Source organism: Pseudomonas sp. B6001 (assembly GCF_013386015.1).
In the GTDB taxonomy this organism is placed as follows: Bacteria; Pseudomonadota; Gammaproteobacteria; order Pseudomonadales; family Pseudomonadaceae; genus Aquipseudomonas.
This window is the reverse complement of record NZ_JACAOX010000017.1, coordinates 144,390-159,880: the sequence shown is the minus strand read 5'-3', so window position 1 is coordinate 159,880 and position 15,491 is coordinate 144,390. Positions and strand designations below refer to the sequence as shown.

The window sequence follows — 15,491 nt, the reverse complement described above, 5'->3', positions numbered from 1 at the left end:
TTTCGTAGCCCAATTCCTGGTACAGCCGCTACCTGTTATCGGCGATCACGTAAAGGCGCGGCGTCGGCCCCAAGCCCTTCGACGAAGCCGGCAATGCGCTGGCAAGCCTCCCTGAGGGTGTCATCGGCGACGGTAAACGAAACCCGCACAAACCCTTCGGCGCTGGGGCCAAACGCTTGGGCGTCAAGCACCGATACGCCGGTCTGGCGATACAGTTGCCAGGCGAATTCCCGGCCGCTGAGCCCGGTGCGGCGTACGTCCACCAGCATGAACATGCCCGCCTGGGGGACTCGGCAGTCCAGCTCGCTGATCGCACTCAACGCGTTCACCACCAGGTCACGCCGGCGCCGATACACCGCACGGGCATCGCTGACCAAGGCCTCATCCAGTTCCAGTGCCTTGAGCGCCGCCGCCTGGATAAACCCTGGCAGGCCGTAAATCATGCACAGCAGCAAGTTTTCCAGATGGTTGATCAATGTGGGCGGGCCGGCCACCCAGCCAACCCGCCAGCCGGTCATGGCGTGGCTTTTCGACAGGCTGTTGAGCACCACCGTGCGCTCGGCCATGCCGGGTAACGCGCTGATGCTCAGGTGTTGATCGTCATAGATGAGCTGCCCATACACTTCATCGCAAATCACCCACAGGTCGTGGGCGCGTGCCACTTCGGCGACGGCTTCCAGCTCTTCGCGGCAGTAGACATTGCCGGTGGGGTTGCACGGTGTAGCGAGGGCGATGCCCCGGGTCTTGTCGGTAATCGCGGCTTGCAGCGCGGTACGGGTCAGGCGAAAGCCGTTGGCGGCCGGTTGTTCGACGGTTCTAATGCGTGCCCCCGAGGCTTGGACACAGGCCTCGTAGGTCAGGTACATCGGCTCTGGCACCAGCACTTCATCGCCGTGGCTGAACAGGCACAAGCAGGCCGCGAACAGGCCATTCTGCGCGCCGGCGACCAGGGCGATATTGTCGGCGTGCACCGCAATCCCTTGCAGCAGGCTCTGGCGGGCCGCGATGGATTCCCGCAGTTTCGGGCGGCCGAGCACAGGGGTGTAGTGGGTGTCGCCGGCGCGCAGGGCGTCCACGGCGGTTTCACAGATCGCGCTGTGTGTGGCGAAATCCGGGTCGCCGACACTGAGCACAATCACGTCTTCGCCACGCAGTTGGGCTTCGGCGGCGGCGTAGTGAATATCCCAGGCACTGACGGATTCGCCGCCAATGCGCCCCACAAAGGGTGAATAACGCATCCTTGCTCTCCTCGCCGACATCGATGCCCGCGTCAATTAGTCAATTTCAGTTCCACTGTAGAACATGCCGCCTGATCCACATCAAGGGCCGCGCGCAAAAAATCCGCTACAACGAAGCTGGGGCTGGCCATGCCCCGGTTATCTGCCTGATGACCCAATAAAAACGATTGCAGACCTGCGCCGAGGGGACCGCCCCAGGCCGGGTTATTAAAGGAATAGTGCGATGATTTTTCCCCTGTCACGTCTGGGCCTTGTGGGGGTGGTGCTGTGCCTGTCCCTTCCCCTGCACGCCAACGAAGCCGACCCCACGCTGATCGAACAGGGCAAATACGTTGCCCAACTGGGCGACTGCATCGCCTGCCACACCGCCAGGCAAGGCGCGCAGATGGCCGGCGGGCTGGAACTGGGCACGCCGATGGGCACGATCTATTCGAGCAACATCACCCCGGACCGTGACACCGGCATCGGCCAGTACACCTTCGAGCAGTTCGACCGGGTGATGCGTGAAGGCGTGACGCCGGCCGGGCAGAACCTGTACCCGGCGATGCCTTACCCGTCCTACGCGAAGATGAGCGAAGGCGACATGCGCGCCTTGTTCGCCTACCTGATGCAGGGCGTGGAGGCGGTGAACAAACCCAACCTGGACGCCGAGATGGGCTTCCCGTTCAACCAGCGCTGGGGCCTGGCGCTGTGGAATTTGGCGTTTCTCGACAAGCAACCATTCGTGCCGGACCCGGCGAAGGATGACGTGCTTAACCGTGGCGCCTACCTCGTCCAGGGCCTGGGCCACTGCGGCTCGTGCCACACCCCGCGCGGCATCGCCTTCCAGGAAAAAGCCCTGAGCGACGCGGGCCGCAGTGGCCGGCATTACCTGGCCGGGGAGACTGTCGAGCACTGGCGCGCCTTGAGCCTGCGCAACCTGTGGACGGTGGACGACACCGTGCAATTGCTCAAGACCGGGCAGAACCGCTTTGCCACGGTCGCGGGCAACATGGCGGATGTGATTCATCACAGTACCCAACACTTCACCGATGCCGATTTGACCGCCATCGCGACGTATCTCAAATCCCTGCCGCCGGGCAAGGACGACCTGCCGATGCCCGCCGTGGCCCACGAACCCGCCGCACCGCCCAAGGACTTGTTCACCAGCCGTGGTGGCCTGGGCTATATGCAGTTTTGCAGTGACTGCCACCGCAGCGATGGCGGCGGGATGAAAGGGCTGTTCCCGCCGTTGGCCGGCAACCCGAGCGTTGCCTCGAACAACCCGACGTCACTGCTACACATCACCCTCACCGGTTGGGAAACCGCCGAGACCGCAGCCCATCCACGGATCTACACCATGCCTGGGTTTGCGCGGTTGGCGGATCAGGAAATCGCTGAAATCCTCAGTTTCGTGCGCAGCAGTTGGGGCAACGAAGGTACGCCTGTCACGGCTGCCCAAGTGAAGAAAATGCGCGGCCAGCTCAACCCGGTCACCACCGACTCTTCAGCGTTTGAAACCCCACGCCTGGCCGAATTGTTGGCGGCGCCGAATGCCGATCAGGTGGTACGCGGCATGCGCCTGCACCTGCAGACCAAGGAACTGCTGCCCAATAACGTGGGCAACTCGCTGAACTGCACCAGCTGCCATCTCAACGCCGGCACCGTGGCGGATGGTTCGCCGTTTGTGGGCGTCTCGGCATTTTTCCCGAGCTATGCGCCGCGTGCGGGCAAGGTGGTGAGCCTGGAAGAGCGGATCAACGGCTGCTTCCGTCGCTCGATGAATGGCAAGCCGTTGCCAGCGGAATCGGCGGATATGCAGGCGATGGTGGCGTACTTCGACTGGATGAAAAACAACACCAGGCCCGAAGACAAAGTCGCCGGGCGCGGGGTGGGCAAGGTCGACCCGGCGATCAAGCCGGATATGCAGAATGGCAGGCAGGTCTACGCCAAGCAATGCGCGGTGTGCCATGGCGACAATGGCCAAGGGTTGACGCGGGCGGATGGCGAGTTGGTGTACCCGCCGTTGTGGGGCGAGCAGTCGTTCAATATCGGGGCGGGGATGGCGCGGCTGTACACGGCGGCGGCGTTCGTCAAACGCAACATGCCAATCGGTTTCCACGAGAAATTCCCGTTGGGGCAGGGCGGGTTGTCGGATCAGGAGGCGGTGGATGTGGCAGCGTACTTCTCCCAACAACCTCGTCCGGATTTCCCGGACAAGGTGAAGGACTGGCCGAAGGGGGGTAAGCCCGTGGATGCGCGGTACTAACCCCACCACCTGTTCGAAGTGGGCACAGTCAATGTGGGAGCGGGCTTGCTCGCGAAGACGGTGAGTCAGTCACCCATGTATTGACTGACACTCCGCTTTCGCGAGCAAGCCCGCTCCCACAGTTTTAACCGAGTGCAGTCAGTTAGAAGGTGGTGCGCAACCCAACCTGCACGCTTCGCCCCGGCGCCGGGGCGATGTCCCGCAGGATCGAGCTGGCATAGCGCACGGTCTGGTTTGTCAGGTTCTCGCCGTTGACGAACGCCAGCCACTGGCTGCCGCCGACATTGAAGCGGTAGCCGGCGCTGGCGCCCAAGGTGGTGTAGCCGTCGGTACCGCTTTCGTTATCCGGCACCCGCCCCTGGCCCGCCGCGTGTTCAACGTCAATCCGCGCCTGCCAGCGATCCAGTTCCCACAAGAGGCCGCTATTCAAACGCAACGGCGCAATGCGGGGCAACGCTTCACCCGTGTCCAGGTTGGTTGCACGGGTGTAGTCGCCCGACAGTTCCAGCGCAAACTTGCCGTAGGCACCTTCCCCCAGCTTGATGTGATCCTGGGCTTCAAAGCCTGCGAAACGCGCACGCACACCGGAATATTTGTACTCAGGGATGCCGCCGGCGTCTTCCTCGCCTTCGTCATTCAAGGTGCGACCGCTGCCCAGCAGGCCGATGTAATTGGAGAAGTGGCTGTAGAACACGCCGAAGCTGCCCTTGTGGGTGCCGTTGTCGAAGCGCAGCGCCAGGTCGCTGGACACGGCTTTTTCTTTCGACAGGTTGGCGTCGCCCAGTTCATAGGTGCCGGTGGCGACGTGAGCGCCGTTGGCATACAGCTCGTAGAAGGTCGGGGCACGTTCGGTGTAGCCGAGGGTGGCGGCCAGGGACCAGATCGGCGTGAGGGTGTACACCGCGCCGGACGATAGGCTGCCGGCGGTGAAGTCGGCGGATTTGTCGGCATTGGCGAAGCGTGCGTTGCCCTTGCCGTCCGGGTCGACGTTGGTGTGTTCCAGGCGCCCGCCGAGGCTCAGCTTGAGGCGCTCGGTGGCCTGCATTTCTTCGAGGATAAACAGCGCGCCGGCGTTGGTATCGGTCTGCGGCACGAAGGCTTCTTCACCCAGGGCCGAGAATTCATTGCGACTGACTTGGGCACCCACCACGCCGTTGAACGGCCCGATCGGCAAGTGTCGCGCTTCCACCCGGGCTTCGTAGCCCTTGTTCTTGAAGGTGGTGCCGGTCTCGCCGCCTTCGATTTCCATGTGTTTGTAGTCGGTATAGCCAGCGTCGAGTTTGACCGAGGTGAACGGGCCTTGCAGGTTGCGGATTTCGGACGCAAAGGCGTAGTGATCCTGCTTCATGCGGATGCGCACGTCCTGCTCGGCCGGGGAGCCGTAGTTGCTGTCGTAGTTGCTGTAGGACAGCCCGGCGTAACCGTCGTCCCAAGTGTAGGAACCGCCGACTGCACCACCGTCCTGGCGTCCGTCGCTGTTGCCGAGGCGACCGTTCTTGCCTTCACCGTCGTCGCTTGGCGGTGCATGGCGGCTGCGGGCAAAGCCGGGGATTTTCAGGTCGTTGAATTCCCGCGCGCTGGCGTCCAGGTGCAAGGCGAAGGTGCCGTTGCCGGCTTCCAGTTTGCCGGCGCTGCTGCGGGTGGTGTCGGCGCCGCCGTAGCGCAATTCACCGGCACCGTGAATGCCTTCGATGGCTTCGGTGGGGATGCGGTTGTCGAAGGTATTGACCACGCCGCCGATGGCGCTGCCGCCATAGAGCAGGGCGGCCGGGCCACGCACGATTTCGATGCGGTCGACGTTGACCGGGTCCAGCGGCACGGCGTGGTCATAGGACAACGACGAGGCATCCAGCGCGCCCACGCCGTTGCGCAGGAGGCGAATGCGGTCACCATCCTGGCCACGAATGATCGGCCGGCTGGCCCCCGGGCCGAAGTACGACGACGACACACCGGGCTGCTTGTTCAGGGTTTCACCCAGGCTGCCTTTTTGTTGCAGGGTCAGGTCATCGCCTTCGAGCACGGTGGTGGGCGAGGCGAGGGTTTCGCTGCCCAGCGGGTTGCCGGTGATGACTTGGGGTTGCAGTTCCAGGGCGTTGGCCTGGGAGGTGATCAACAGAGCGGCGGCCAGCGGGGTGAGGCGCCAGAGAGAAGAGAGGGACATCGGTCGTTCCTTGGCAAACGGCAAAAAGAGAAGGCTGAAAACGGTAAGGGATTCGATACCCTTTGATAGTTATCGTTACAATATAACATCACTTTTTTCCCTGCCAAGGGGAACTTTCCCAAACCCCGCTCGATCACTCCCACGCTGATCGTTCCCACGCTCTGCGTGGAAATGCATGCCGTGACGCTCTGCGTCACCATTGCGCAGGGTTAAAACTTGCGTCGACCGAGGGACTCAGAGCGTCCAATTCGGCATTCCCATGCAGGGCGTGGGAACGATCGAACAGTGGCCTATAGTGAAGGCAACGCTTCCACCCGCACGGCCCGTCCGCTAAGGTGCGCGGCTTCGTTTTCTTCTTTTCTGCACAAAAGGCCCGGCATGACCGCGACAAACAAAGACCCACTGCACGGCGTCACCCTGGAACAGGTTCTCACCGCGCTGGTGGCGCATTACCAATGGGAAGGCCTGGCCGAGCGCATCAACATCCGCTGTTTTTCCAGTGACCCGAGCATCAAGTCGAGCCTGTCGTTCCTGCGCAAGACCCCGTGGGCGCGGGAGAAGGTCGAAGGTTTGTACGTGAAGTTGATGCGCACCAAGCGACCGGTCGAGGACTGAGGTGAAACGTCACCTTATCGGCCTCGCAGCCCTCGGCGGTTGGGCCGGCCTGGCGCTGCAGCAGTACATCATTTTCTACTACCGCTGGGTCGATGGCGCCAGCCTGTTGCCGGGCCTGGTGAATTTCTTCAGCTTCTTCACCGTGCTCACCAACACCCTGGTGGCGGTGGTGTTGACCCATGCGTGGGTGCAACGGCCAACTGCGGCGAGCCGGTTCTTTCTTGGGCCCGTGGTCAGCAGCGGGATCGCCGTGAGCATTGTCGTGGTCAGCCTCGCCTACAGCCTGTTGCTGCGGCACATGTGGCAGCCTGCGGGGGTGCAGTTTTTGGCGGACGAGCTGCTGCACGACGTGATGCCGTTGGTATTTGTCGCGTATTGGTGGTGGTGCGTGCCCAAGGGCAGCCTGCGCCTCAAACACATCGGGCTGTGGGTGATTTACCCGGTGGTGTACTTCGCCTATGCGTTGTTGCGCGGGTATGTGTGGGGGCTGTATCAGTACCCGTTCATTAACGTGGACACCCTGGGTTATCCACAGGTGTTCATCAATGCCGGGGGGATTCTGGTGGGGTTTGTGCTGATTGCTCTGGGGGTGGTGGGGCTGGATAAAATCTGTAGGAGCGAGCTTGCTCGCGAAGAACGTTAACGATAACGCAGTGTGTCTGGTTTAACGCGGCGCTCTCAGGTTCTTCGCGAGCAAGCTCGCTCCTACAGGGATCACTGTTGCCAGTAACCCACGGCCTTGAGGAATGCCTCATTGACGTTGTGCGTGTCCAGCAGCACCCGCCGTACCTGGCGCGAGAGCTTGCTCTCGGTGGCGACAAAGCTGTACAGCGAACCGCCCGGCAGCGTCAGGTTCTGCACCGTCTCGAGCAGGTCATCCTGGCCGCGCACCACCCAGATCACTTCCACTTCGGCAGCGCTGGCCAGCGGCTGCTGTTCCGCCGCATTGGCGATCTCGATCACCGCCAATACCTTGCGCCCCGCCGGCAATTCGTCCAGGCGCCGGGCAATCGCCGGGATCGCGGTTTCATCGCCGATCAACAGGTAGCTGTCGAAGATATCCGGCACGATCATCGAGCCACGCGGCCCGCCGATGTGCAGGTGCTGACCGACCTTGGCCTGCTCGGCCCAGGTGGAGGCAGGGCCATCGCCATGCAGCACGAAGTCGATGTCCAGCTCGCCGATGTCCAGGTCGTACCGGCGTGGGGTGTAATCGCGCATGGCGGGTTGCGGGCCGTCGCCGCGCAGGTTGAAGTCGGGGCTGTCCAGCGCCGCTTGTTCGGCGGCGTTCTGTGGGAACAGCAGCTTGATGTGATCGTCACTGCCCAGGCTGATAAAGCCCGCCAGTTCCGGCCCGCCCAGGGTGATGCGGCGCATGCGCGGGGTGATGTCGACCACCCGCAGGACTTCGAGGCGGCGGCGTTTGATTTCGTGGGTCACGCGGTGGATGGCTTGGGTATTCATTGAGCTTTCCCGTCGGCAATGGCTTGGGCGGTGCTGTTGAGCAGCGCCGCGACACGAACGATTTCTTCCGGGCTCCAGCGCCCGTGGTGCGAATGCAAGGCGTGGCGCAGGTTATGCACCGCCTCGTGGATTTCCGGCGGACGGTCCTGGCCCCGCAGCGAACGTTTGCTCACATCCATGCGCATGCGAATGCCTTCGAGGGCAACCGCCTGTTCGCTTAAGAAGAGACGACCGGCGTCGGTGATTGTGTAGCGTTTTTTTCCGTCTTCGGCGTCGCCGGTAATCAATTCGCTTTCTTCGAGAAAGGTCAGCGTGGGGTAGATCACGCCGGGGCTGGGGCTGTAGGCGCCGTCGAACAGGGTCTCGATCCGGCGAATCAGGTCGTAGCCATGGCACGGCTGTTCGGCGATCAGCGCCGGCAGCAGCAGTTTCAGGTCGCCGGGCGCGAAGACCCGTGGGCCACGGCCGCCGCGCTCGCGGCCTGGACGTTTGTCGAAGCCGTCGCGGCTGTCACCGGGGTCGCGGTGTGAATGATGGTCTCTCATTTCGGGTGCTCTCGTTTGGTTTAGATACAACGTAAGATATATCTTATTGCCGCCGCAACCCCGGCAGACGAACGGTCATCTCGCGTCTTGTGAGACGGGACTCGAAACGGGCCGATCAGCGCACTGACCCTTTCGACATATTCGCCAACTTGTTAGTTGGCGTGCCCCAGTAATTACTGTTGTTTTTTATAATATGTAATCCTATTCTTACGGACTTGTTCTGCACTAAATCATTCTCGTTAAGTTGATGTAGTCCGTTTCTTACGGTTGATTCAAAAGTTTTGGCAAAGTGCCATAATTTTCCTATGTGTCTTGGTGTGACAAGGCTACGTGAATAAGCGAATCGACCGGCTTTCATATTCAAAATCGAAATGGATAATTGCCCGGCCTCGAACGAACTCCTGAATTGCAATACAAGTAATTGGAAAGCATCCGATTTCCATTGCTTCAGGAAATTGTTCTGGCGCTGGGTTAATTAAGTCCTGTGCGCAACTTAGCCAGGATTTTGTTTTGATTTTTAATACATGTGAGCCTCTGCAAATGAAGACTAAAGTAAAAGCTGCGCTGTTGACTGTCGGCCTGTTGGCGGGTTCGATCTCTGTTGCTAATGCGGCGGACGGGACGATTACATTTACCGGTTCGGTCCATTCGGGTGCTTGCTCTATCAAGCCTGAGTCTGTGGATCAGTCAGTTGCACTTGGCGCTATTGCAAAGCATCAGTTGCAATCCGGCGGCAAGTCCACCGCCCGCCCCGTGGCGATCGAGCTTGAAGGGTGCGACCTGTCTGGCCTCACCGATAACACCGTGACCACTACCTTCACCGGTGCACCGTCCAGCGTTGTGCCTGGCGGCATCGGCACGGTCGGCAGCGCGGGCGGCATCGGCATCATGATGACCCACGGCGGCAAAGCGATTGAGCTGGGCGTGCCAACCACTCCGCAGGCCATTGTTGCCGGTAATAACACCCTGCAGTTCGGTGCCTACGTACAAGGCCAGGCGACAGGCGACATCGTTCCTGGTGATTTCAGCGCGGTCACCAACTTCACCTTGGCTTATCAGTAAGTGTTTCCCCCGCCACCACTGGTGGCGGGGGAAAACTGGCGGGAGATCAAGGTGAAAACATTCATAAGTCTCGCTATTGCCTCTTCATTGACGTTGTTCATCAGCCCTTGTGATGCCGCGCAGACGCGTGTGCAAGGCGATGGGCTCGTCACGCTGGGAGGCGAGATCATCGACTCGGCCTGCGGGCTGGAAGCGGTCACTGCCGATCAGACCATCGACATGCCTCCCGAACCCATCGGCCGCCTGTTGCGAGAGGGCGCGGGGCAAATGCAGCCGTTCCAGCTACGGCTGGTCAACTGCACCGTGACGCGTCCCGACCCGCTGCGCCCCGGCGAAACGCTGCCGGACTGGGAGCATCTTCGCGTGACGTTCGACGGGCCCAGCGATATGGGCGGGCGCACCTTTGCGGCCTTTGGGGCCTCGCAGGGGGTTGCCTTCCATATTGAGGACGCCGCTGGCCAGGTGAGTGTGCCGGGAGTGCCGATGGCGCTGCTGCCGGTGGTTGATGGCGACATGACACTTCATTACAGGCTCCGCCTGGTGGGCAACGGAGTGCCGCTGTTGGCAGGGGCTCACCGCGCGGCAGTGCGGTTCAAGTTGGAATACTTTTGAAGATTGAGTTGCGTGTATGTTGAATACGTCGAAAGTCATGAATACGCTGCGCCCCAGCCTCTTTGGCGGGTTGATATCACTGGCTGGAACTGCAATGGGCGCCGGGGATATTGAGTTTAATACCGACGTTCTTGATCTGATTGATCGCTCCAATATTGACCTGTCTCAGTTTGCACGCAGTGGGTTTATCTTGCCTGGCACCTACTCGATGGTGGTCCAGCTCAATACCCAACCTATATCTGAACAATCGGTGGCGTTCTTTGCCCCCGATGATGATCCCAAAGGCAGTGTGCCCTGTTTATCGCGCGAGCTTGTCGAGCAACTGGGCCTCAAGGCGTCCGGTGCTGACCAGCTGAAGTGGTGGAAGGGCGGGCAGTGCCTGGATGTCACGGGCTTGCCCGGCATGGAGGTCAGTGCCGACCTGGGCACGTCCACCCTGGACATCAACCTTCCCCAGGCCTACCTGGAATACAGCGCCATCAACTGGGACCCGCCGTCACGTTGGGACGAGGGGGTGCCGGGGCTGCTGGTCGACTACAACATGACGGCGCAGTCCAGCTACCGCAAAGGTGACGGTACGCGCAATGACCTCAGCGGTAACGGCACACTCGGGGCCAATGCCGGGGCCTGGCGCCTGCGGGCGGATTGGCAAGGGCGTGTCGAGAAAGACCGCGAGGCGCAGGCCAGCCGGCAAAAACTGGAGTGGAGTCGCTATTACGCATATCGCGCCATTCCTGCGCTGAAGGCACGCCTGGTGTTGGGCGAGGACTACCTGTATTCGGACCTGTTCGACAGCTTCCGCTTTACCGGTGCCGGGCTCAAGTCAGACGAAAGCCAGCTGCCGCCCAACCTGCGGGGCTATGCACCGGAAGTGGTCGGGGTGGCCAAGACCAATGCAAAGGTTGTCATCAGCCAGCAGGGGCGTGTGCTCTATGAAACGCTGGTGGCGGCAGGCCCTTTTCGGATCCAGGACCTTAACGACGCCGTGTCCGGCACGCTGGATGTGCGGGTCGAGGAGCAGGACGGTTCGGTACAGAAATTCCAGCTCGATACGGCAGGCGTTCCCTACCTGACGCGTCCCGGGCAGGTTCGTTACAAGCTGTCTGCCGGGCGACCGTCCAACCTGCAGTACCACTCCCACGGTGACTTTTTCGGCACCGGCGAGTTTTCCTGGGGGATCAGCAATGGTTGGTCACTGCTGGGCGGTGCGATAACGGATAACAACTACCGTGCGCTGTCGGTGGGCGCGGGCCGGGATTTGCTGGCGTTCGGTGCCATTTCCCTGGATGTCACCCAGTCCCGTGCCAGCCTGTGGAACCAGACACTTTCGGGCAAATCCTACCGCCTTCAATATTCCAAGAACTTTGAAGAGTACGACAGCCAGGTCACCTTCGCCGGTTACCGGTTCTCCGAGAAGAACTACTTGAGCATGAGCCAATACCTGGACGCTCGGCACTACGGGTTGAATGGTGAGCTGGGCGGACGCGGCGTATTCGATGAAGACGGTAACTTCATTGAACACTGGAAACCCATTGGCGGTAACAAGGCGCTGTATACGGTCACGGTGAACAAACAGTTCCGCGATCTGAACACCACGGTGTATGCCAGCTACAACAAACAAACCTATTGGAACCGGCCAGACACCCAGCGCTGGAACCTCTCGGCGTCTCGTTACTTCAACGTGGGCTCTGTCAGGAACATGAGCCTGTCGCTGAATTTATATCGCACCCATGAATACCAATATAAGGACAACGGAGCAGCGCTGACGGTCAGCCTGCCATTGGGACCCACCGGCACCCTGTCGATGGATGCCAACAGGGCCGGCGGCAAAAACAGCTTTACCACACGCTACGCCGATCGCCTGGATGAACGTAACAGCTACCAGGTCAGTGCCAGCGACACCTCGGCCAGCGGCTACCTGAGCCATATTGGTGACCAGGCCGACATCGACCTCAGCGCCACGACGCAACAAGGCAATAACCGCACCCTCAGCGCATCCGTGCGTGGCGGCGGCACGCTCACGCCTTACGGCGGGGCGCTGCATCGAACCACCAGTACCGGCGGAACCCGGCTGCTGGTCGATACCGCCGGTGTGCCCGATGTGCCCGTGCGGGGCTACGGCACGCCGACCCGCAGCAACGCGTTCGGCAAGGCGGTCATCTCCGACATCACCAGCTACCAGCGTACGGCGGCCAGTGTTGACTTGGAGAAATTGCCCAGCGATGTCGAGGCCACTCAATCCGTGACGCAACTGACCCTCACCGAGGGGGCCATTGGCTACCGATCCCTGGAAGTGATTTCCGGCCAGAAGGCCATGGCGGTTCTTCGCCTGCCGGATGGCAGCGCACCGCCCTTCGGCGCCACGGTGAAAAACCGCAAGCAGCAGGACACCGGGGTGGTGAATGACGGCGGGGATGTCTACCTGAGCGGCATTCAGGCCGGCGAGCAGATGATCGTCAGCTGGGGCGGCACCGAGCGTTGCGTCCTGACGCTGCCCGTCGAGTTGCCAACGGATGCGTTCACCGATGCCCTGCAACTGCGCTGCCAGAGGGTAGCCGTCGATCAAGCCTCACCCGAGCCAGCCACCCTGACCGGCCAGCGAAACACTATGGAGAACCCATCCTCATGAAACACAGCACACGTTTTACCTATGCACTGCTGCTGGCGGTCTTGAGCCAGAGCGCCAACGCCGCTGTCGGCCTGGACCGTACCCGCGTGATTTTCGACGGTGGCAAAGACGCAACCAGCGTCAACATCACCAACAACAACCCCCAGTTGCCGTACCTGGCCCAGGGCTGGATCGAGGATGAAGAGGGCAACAAGATCACCTCGCCGTTGATCGTGCTGCCACCGGTCCAACGCCTGGAGCCCGGCAAGCAGAGCCAGGTAAAAGTCCAGGCGTTGCCGGCCGCCAAATCGCTGCCCCAGGATCGAGAGACGGTCTACTACTTCAACCTGCGGGAAATTCCGCCGCGCAGCGACAAGCCCAACACCCTGCAAATCGCCCTGCAAACCCGGATCAAATTGTTTTACCGGCCGCAGGCAATTACCCCCACCCAGCAGGACCTGTCCAACCCATGGCAGGAAAAGCTGACCCTTACCCGGCAAGGCGATCACTACCAGGTGAATAACCCCACGCCTTACTACGTGACCCTGGTGGATGCGCGCAGCAGCAAGGACGGCAAGACCATACCGGGCTTCGAGCCGGTGATGGTCCCGCCCAAAGGCACGCAGGCCCTGGGGCCGATTGCCAAGGAGCTCGGCACCACCCCCTATTTGTCCTACGTGAATGATTACGGTGGCCGTCCGCTGCTGGCGTTCACCTGCAGTGGCGAGACATGCAAGGTGAACACGCAACTGTCTGTGGCCAATCAGTAGTGCCTGCTGCCGGAGAACGTCATGAAGTTGCACACAGTGAAGGTCTTGGGCGGTCTGTTGCTGGCCCTGATGGGGCCGGCGCACGCCGCGGATGACGAGGATGTGGAGGGCATGGTCGGGATGCTCAACATTCTCGGGTCCATGCACGAAACCCCCTGCAGCCTGGAGATGGCATCCCTGCACCAGACGATCGACCTGGGCCCGGTGTCGGCCAGCCAGTTGCAACGGCCGGGTGACCAGGCGACCTCCGTGGCCTTTCAACTGCTGTTCGAGGATTGCCGGCGCACCGCCGGCCGCATCGCCAGTGAGCGCACGGGGAACCTGACATGGAGTGCTTATCAACCGGTGCTCTCGGTGGCGTTCATCGCACCAGCCGATGCCGACGATTCACGGCTGGTCAAGGTGCAAGGCATCACCGGGATGGGCCTGCGCCTGACCGATTCCCAGGGGCGCGATGTACAGCTGGGTTCAAGGGGGGAGCCATTGTTCTTGCCCTTGGGCCGCAACACGCAGACCTGGAACGTCCAGCCCACGCGCACCCCGGCACCCCTGACCAGCGGTGCATTCCGGGCCGTGGTGGATTTCAGGCTCAATTATGAGTAAGGGCAGAACAATGACCAGGTTAACCGGCCCGTGGGCCATTTTTATCGGTGCGGGACTGCTGTGGGCGGTCAGCCAGGGCGTGCAGGCCGATACCAACCTGACGATCCGCGCGACCATCATTGCACCTCCACCGTGCGTGATTAACAGCGGCGGCACACTGAATGTGCCGTTCGGCAATGACCTGCTGACGTCACGGATTGATGGCGTGAATTATCGACGGGACGTGCCGTATACCGTCACCTGCAGTCCTCCCGTTTACAGCAACGCGATGACCCTGGAACTCAAGGGCGCGGCAGCCGGGTTTGATAACAAAGTGCTCTCGACCCCCAAGACCGACCTGGGGATAAAACTCTTCGCCAATGGGGCGGACTGGCCGCTGAACACGCCGCTCAGGTTTACCCATCCGACCTTTCCGGCCGTGCAGGCGGTGCCGGTCAAGCGCGCAGGCAGCACGCTGACGGGCGGGGCATTTGCGACCGCCGCCACCCTCGTGATCGAGTACCAATAATGAGGAAACGATCAATGAAATGTTGGCCACAGCGAACGTTGCTCGGCTTGTGTTGCTTCGGCTTTTTCAGTGCTGCGTCGGCCAACCTGACGTTCAACGGAACGCTGAACGAGCCGCCGCCCTGCACGATTGATTCGGGCAGCACGATTGAAGTCGATTTCGGGGATGTCGGCACCAAGCGTGTCGATGGCGTGAAATATCGCAGGGCCGTCGGCTACACCATCCGCTGCGGCGCCTCCACGCTGCCGTGGCTGTTGAAGTTGAGCGTCAAGGGCGCAGAGACAACCTTTGATAACGCGGCCCTGCAGACCACTGCGCCTGACCTGGGCATTCGGCTGTACCAGAACAACGCGCCGTTTCGCCTCAACACGCCGCTGGACATCAGCCTGGCGGCACCGCCGACCTTGGAAGTGGTGCCGGTCAAACGGCCGGGTTCGGTCCTGAAGGCCCAAGGGTTCACGGCGGTGGCCACGCTGTTGGCTGAATACCAGTAGGAGTCGAGTGTATGCGACACGCAATGATTCATAAGGGGCTGGTCCTGCTGCTGACCTTCGGCCTGGCGGCCACGGCGCAGGCGGTGGACAACCTGAGGTTCAAGGGCAACCTGGTGGAACAGGCCTGCACCATCCGCCCGGGCGATGAAGCCATCACCCTGGAGCTGTGGGACCTGACCAGCAAGCACCTCTACATCAACACACGCTCAGTGGGCAAACGTTTCACCCTGCACCTGGATGACTGCAATACCACCATCAGCGACTCGGTGACCATCCTGTTCAACGGTGCGGAAAACCGCGCGCTGCCCGGTTTGTTTGCGCTGGATGGTGGCAGCGGTGCCTCTGGCATCGGGCTGGGTTTGGAGACACTGAGCGACAAGCCGGTGCCGGTGAACAAGGTCGGCGACGAGCAGAAATTGAGCCCCGGCAACAACGTCATCCTGCTCAAGGCCTATGTGCAGGGTGAGCCGGATGCCCTGCGGGACAAGACCATCGGGCACGGCAGCTACCGTGTGACTTCGACGTTTACGCTGGATTATCCGTAACGGTAAACCGTTATGCAT

General features: G+C 61.3%; 15 protein-coding genes. 11 read left to right on the top strand and 4 right to left on the bottom strand.

The genetic code is table 11. The features are described 5' to 3' along the window. Window positions 1-35 precede the first annotated feature (35 nt). A complete protein-coding gene (locus HX821_RS18090; protein WP_134327281.1) occupies window positions 36-1,238 on the bottom strand; it encodes a pyridoxal phosphate-dependent aminotransferase in 1,203 nt (400 codons plus the stop codon). A 223-nt stretch (window positions 1,239-1,461) separates the two neighbouring features. On the opposite strand from HX821_RS18090, the gene HX821_RS18085 reads away from it, so the two are divergent. Then, window positions 1,462-3,486, top strand: a complete 2,025-nt coding sequence (locus tag HX821_RS18085) for a c-type cytochrome (RefSeq protein ID WP_177036186.1) — start codon at window positions 1,462-1,464, stop codon at window positions 3,484-3,486. Between the two features lie 142 nt (window positions 3,487-3,628). On the opposite strand, the gene HX821_RS18080 is transcribed toward HX821_RS18085, so the two are convergent. Then, entirely contained in the window at window positions 3,629-5,647 is a 2,019-nt protein-coding gene (locus HX821_RS18080) for a TonB-dependent receptor (RefSeq protein ID WP_003216404.1), read from the bottom strand. Window positions 5,648-6,025: 378 nt separating this feature from the next. Here HX821_RS18080 and HX821_RS18075 point away from each other — a divergent pair, with 378 nt between their 5' ends. Both HX821_RS18075 and HX821_RS18070 read left to right on the top strand, forming a co-directional pair. Then, window positions 6,026-6,262 carry a VF530 family DNA-binding protein gene (locus HX821_RS18075; protein ID WP_003216406.1) on the top strand — a complete coding sequence of 79 codons (237 nt, stop codon included), beginning with the start codon at window positions 6,026-6,028 and terminating at the stop codon, window positions 6,260-6,262. A 1-nt stretch (window position 6,263) separates the two neighbouring features. Next, window positions 6,264-6,905 carry a Pr6Pr family membrane protein gene (locus HX821_RS18070; RefSeq protein ID WP_177036185.1) on the top strand — a complete coding sequence of 214 codons (642 nt, stop codon included), beginning with the start codon at window positions 6,264-6,266 and terminating at the stop codon, window positions 6,903-6,905. A 71-nt stretch (window positions 6,906-6,976) separates the two neighbouring features. Here the strand turns inward: HX821_RS18070 and HX821_RS18065 are convergent, their stop codons facing one another. Beyond that, window positions 6,977-7,726: a siderophore-interacting protein gene (locus HX821_RS18065; protein WP_008435572.1), complete on the bottom strand. Its 750-nt coding sequence runs from the start codon at window positions 7,724-7,726 to the stop codon at window positions 6,977-6,979. Continuing rightward, on the bottom strand, window positions 7,723-8,271 hold the full coding sequence (locus HX821_RS18060) for a PadR family transcriptional regulator (protein ID WP_003216412.1): 549 nt from the start codon (window positions 8,269-8,271) through the stop codon (window positions 7,723-7,725). The genes HX821_RS18065 and HX821_RS18060 overlap by 4 nt, the downstream gene beginning before the upstream one ends. Window positions 8,272-8,811: 540 nt before the next feature. On the opposite strand from HX821_RS18060, the gene HX821_RS18055 reads away from it, so the two are divergent. From HX821_RS18055 to HX821_RS18020, 8 genes are read left to right on the top strand one after another with little or no spacing between them, the layout of a single operon-like run. After that, window positions 8,812-9,333: a fimbrial protein gene (locus HX821_RS18055; RefSeq protein ID WP_023659208.1), complete on the top strand. Its 522-nt coding sequence runs from the start codon at window positions 8,812-8,814 to the stop codon at window positions 9,331-9,333. 51 nt (window positions 9,334-9,384) lie between these two features. After that, window positions 9,385-9,945, top strand: a complete 561-nt coding sequence (locus HX821_RS18050; protein ID WP_023659209.1) for a fimbrial protein — start codon at window positions 9,385-9,387, stop codon at window positions 9,943-9,945. A 16-nt stretch (window positions 9,946-9,961) separates the two neighbouring features. Continuing rightward, entirely contained in the window at window positions 9,962-12,574 is a 2,613-nt protein-coding gene (locus HX821_RS18045) for an outer membrane usher protein (protein ID WP_177036184.1), read from the top strand. Next, entirely contained in the window at window positions 12,571-13,323 is a 753-nt protein-coding gene (locus HX821_RS18040) for a fimbria/pilus periplasmic chaperone (RefSeq protein ID WP_177036183.1), read from the top strand. The genes HX821_RS18045 and HX821_RS18040 overlap by 4 nt, the downstream gene beginning before the upstream one ends. A 21-nt stretch (window positions 13,324-13,344) precedes the next feature. Then, complete coding sequence (locus tag HX821_RS18035) at window positions 13,345-13,926, top strand: fimbrial protein (protein WP_003216422.1); 582 nt, start codon at window positions 13,345-13,347, stop codon at window positions 13,924-13,926. A 10-nt stretch (window positions 13,927-13,936) separates the two neighbouring features. Next, the gene (locus HX821_RS18030) at window positions 13,937-14,434 is read left to right on the top strand and encodes a fimbrial protein (RefSeq protein ID WP_177036182.1); all 498 of its coding nucleotides are present in this window, start codon (window positions 13,937-13,939) and stop codon (window positions 14,432-14,434) included. Window positions 14,435-14,448: 14 nt separating this feature from the next. Continuing rightward, window positions 14,449-14,928, top strand: coding sequence for a fimbrial protein (locus HX821_RS18025; RefSeq protein WP_134327276.1), 480 nt, complete (start codon window positions 14,449-14,451; stop codon window positions 14,926-14,928). Between the two features lie 11 nt (window positions 14,929-14,939). After that, on the top strand, window positions 14,940-15,473 hold the full coding sequence (locus HX821_RS18020) for a fimbrial protein (RefSeq protein ID WP_087692798.1): 534 nt from the start codon (window positions 14,940-14,942) through the stop codon (window positions 15,471-15,473). Window positions 15,474-15,491 lie beyond the last annotated feature (18 nt).